At 58.9% G+C, this 2,987-nt stretch carries 4 protein-coding genes and 1 pseudogene; all 5 read left to right on the forward strand.

Annotation, left to right across the window (positions count from 1 at the left end; all coding sequences use genetic code 11):
* Window positions 1–399: 399 nt before the first annotated feature.
* A complete protein-coding gene (gene nifB, locus BLS48_RS34250; protein WP_091586658.1) occupies window positions 400–1,881 on the forward strand; it encodes a nitrogenase cofactor biosynthesis protein NifB in 1,482 nt (493 codons plus the stop codon).
* A gap of 8 nt (window positions 1,882–1,889) precedes the next feature.
* On the forward strand, window positions 1,890–2,108 hold the full coding sequence (locus tag BLS48_RS34255; RefSeq protein WP_240565499.1) for a 4Fe-4S dicluster domain-containing protein: 219 nt from the start codon (window positions 1,890–1,892) through the stop codon (window positions 2,106–2,108).
* An 83-nt stretch (window positions 2,109–2,191) separates the two neighbouring features.
* A complete protein-coding gene (locus tag BLS48_RS34260; RefSeq protein WP_038655039.1) occupies window positions 2,192–2,512 on the forward strand; it encodes a nitrogen fixation protein NifZ in 321 nt (106 codons plus the stop codon).
* Window positions 2,509–2,721, forward strand: coding sequence for a putative nitrogen fixation protein NifT (gene nifT, locus BLS48_RS34265; RefSeq protein ID WP_038655042.1), 213 nt, complete (start codon window positions 2,509–2,511; stop codon window positions 2,719–2,721). Before BLS48_RS34260 ends, nifT begins: the two co-directional genes overlap by 4 nt.
* A 38-nt stretch (window positions 2,722–2,759) precedes the next feature.
* A pseudogene (locus BLS48_RS34270) lies at window positions 2,760–2,906 on the forward strand (SIR2 family protein); the annotation flags it as partial.
* Window positions 2,907–2,987 lie beyond the last annotated feature (81 nt).

Below are 2,987 nucleotides of genomic sequence, written 5' to 3' on the forward strand. Positions count from 1 at the left end.
TTCAATGGCTTAACGGACAGTGTTCGCTATCCGTTCACGTCCAACTGTTCAAGTTGGGCCTAACCGGAACCATGCCGACACAGGATGCGGCGACAACTTCACCACCGATGAGTTCGCCGCCGCCGAGATCGACATCTTCGTCGGAGACCGGTCGAGAACGTTGTGCCGAGGCGATCAGGGGTGAATTGATCGACAGGGGATTTCTGTCTCTCAATGATGTCCGGCCGCAGTCGCTTCCTGACGTTCTGCGGGTAGCCACTGTCGCAAGTCCGACAAACTATGTCGGAGCAACCCATGATATCTGACGCGAAAGCCGATTGCCGGTCATAGTGCCGCCTTTTGAGTTGGCATTGCGCTTGCGCTTAGAACTGCGACGTCAACCCGCAACGGAGCCGTTCAATGTCCGCACCCGTGATTTCGGTCGAGAGCCTGACCGACACGAGGCTCTCCGACCAGTTGCTGGCGAGCGCGAATTCGGGTGGCTGCGCATCTACCTCCTGCGGCTCGTCAAGAAACCGGGACGAAATGAATCCGGCTATCTGGGAGAAGATCAAGGATCACCCCTGCTTTTCGGAGGAAGCGCATCACTATTTCGCGCGCATGCACGTCGCCGTCGCGCCGGCTTGCAATATCCAGTGCAACTACTGCAATCGTAAATATGACTGCGCCAACGAAAGCCGGCCTGGGGTCGTGTCGGAAAAGCTGACACCCGATCAGGCGCTACGCAAGGTTGTCGCGGTCGCCAATGAAGTGCCGCAGCTTTCCGTGCTCGGGATCGCCGGACCGGGCGATGCCTGTTGCGACTGGGAAAAGACGAAGGCAACGTTCGAACGAGTTGCCAAAGAAATCCCTGACATCAGGTTTTGCATTTCCACCAATGGGCTCGCGCTGCCGGACCACGTCGCCGAGCTTGCCGACATGAATGTCGATCACGTGACGATCACCATCAACATGGTCGACCCGGAAGTTGGCGCAAGGATTTATCCCTGGATCTTTTACGACCATCGCCGCTACGTCGGCATCGAAGCCGCCCGAATCCTGCACGAACGGCAGATGTCGAGCCTGGAGATGCTACGCGCGCGCGGCATCCTCACCAAAGTCAATTCGGTGATGATCCCCGGTGTGAACGACGAGCACCTGAACGAGGTGAACAAATGGGTCAAGGACCGCGGCGCGTTCCTGCACAACGTCATGCCTCTGATTTCCGATCCGTCACACGGTACGCACTACGGGCTGACCGGGCAGCGCGGCCCAAACGCAATGGAAATGAAGGCCCTTCAGGATCGTTTGGAAGGCGGCGCCAAGTTGATGCGCCACTGCCGGCAGTGCCGGGCAGATGCCGTCGGGCTGCTCGGCGAGGATCGAGGCCAGGAATTCACGCTCGACCGGATTCCCGGCGAGGTCACGTACGATGCCGGCAAGCGCGAGGCCTATCGGAAGCTGGTCGCGGACGAGCGCCGTGATCACGGGACGGCCAGGAGTGAGGCGATCGGAATGATCCAGGCAGCGGGCTCCGGCAAGTTCCTTCTCGTCGCGGTGGCGACGAAGGGCGGCGGCCGCGTCAACGAGCACTTCGGCCATGCGAAAGAATTCCAGGTTTATGAAGCCTCCTCGGAAGGGATCAGCTTTGTCGGGCACCGCAAGGTTGAGCAGTATTGCCTCGGTGGTTGGGGCGAAGACGGCGCTCTCGATGGCATCATCGCTGCGCTGGAAGACATAGACATCATGCTTTGTGCCAAGATCGGAGATTGCCCCAAGGATCAGCTCGCGGACGCCGGTATCCGAGCAATCGACGCTTACGGTCATGACTACATTGAGACGGCAATCGGCGCCATTTATGCCGTCGAGTCTGGCGTCCCGGCACTCACGGCGACCGCCTGAGCCGTCTCATTTCACTCGAACCAGGAGTCAAAATGGCTTTCAAGATCATCGCATCCCAATGCACGCAATGTGGCGCCTGCGAATTCGAATGCCCGTCCGGTGCGATCAAGTTCAAAGGCGAGAGCTACGTGGTCGAGCCGCAGAAGTGCACCGAATGTGAGGGAGCATTCGACACGCAGCAATGTGCCTCGGTATGCCCGGTGCCGAAGACCTGCGTTCCTGCCTGACCCCAATCAGGCTACCGCATAGCGGCTGCCTCCGGGGCCCGCGAACATCAACAACTGTAGCCTCAAAGAAACAAGGAACCGCCATGTGGCTCGCACGCGAACAGGAGGTCGAAATCCACAGGCCTCCCCGATTTAGGCCGGGAGAGCGGGTCCGTGCCACTCGTCACATAAAGAATGACGGCACCTATCCTGGCAGGGAGATCGGCGAAAATCTCGTGCGCAAGGGTGAAGAGGGTTATGTGCGCGACATCGGCACCTTTCTACAGCAGTTCTTTATCTATGCCGTCGAATGGATCGACCGTGGCACCATCGTTGGCATGCGAGCGCGTGAATTGATGAGCCTCGACAAAGCCGACCTTCCCTGCAGGGCCGAAGAAAACGCGAAGCAAGGAACGGCCCGATGAAAGTAATGATCCGTAGGAGTGATGCCGGATTGTCCGCGTATGTTCCCAAAAAAGATCTCGAGGAGGCGATTATCAAGTTCGAGAACCAAGACTTGTGGGGCGGGGTCGTAACGCTCAAGAACGGCTGGCGCCTCCTCCTACCCGATCTTCCCCCGAATACGCGTCTGCCGATCACCGTCGAGGCAAGGAAGCTTCCGGACGAGGACTGATGCTGAGCCTTAATCAGAGGCGTCGAGAGGAAACGAGCATGAACACGATCCCGACCTCCGGCCACCTCGTGGTCGTCCGCGACAGTTTTGCCCGAAAGCTGCTTGAGCTGGCCAGACGAGCGCTCGTCTGCGATCAGGTGATCCCGTATCTCGGTCCGGGTCTCCTCCGGCTGGCTCTGTCGCAAACCTTTCGGTAAGCGGACTATGACATGGAACGCCCCTCAGCTTTGGAGGAGTACGTGATGTTCAAGGGCCGCCATTTCGAC

Origin of the sequence: Mesorhizobium qingshengii, from assembly GCF_900103325.1 — a bacterium.
Lineage (GTDB): Bacteria > Pseudomonadota > Alphaproteobacteria > Rhizobiales > Rhizobiaceae > Mesorhizobium > Mesorhizobium qingshengii.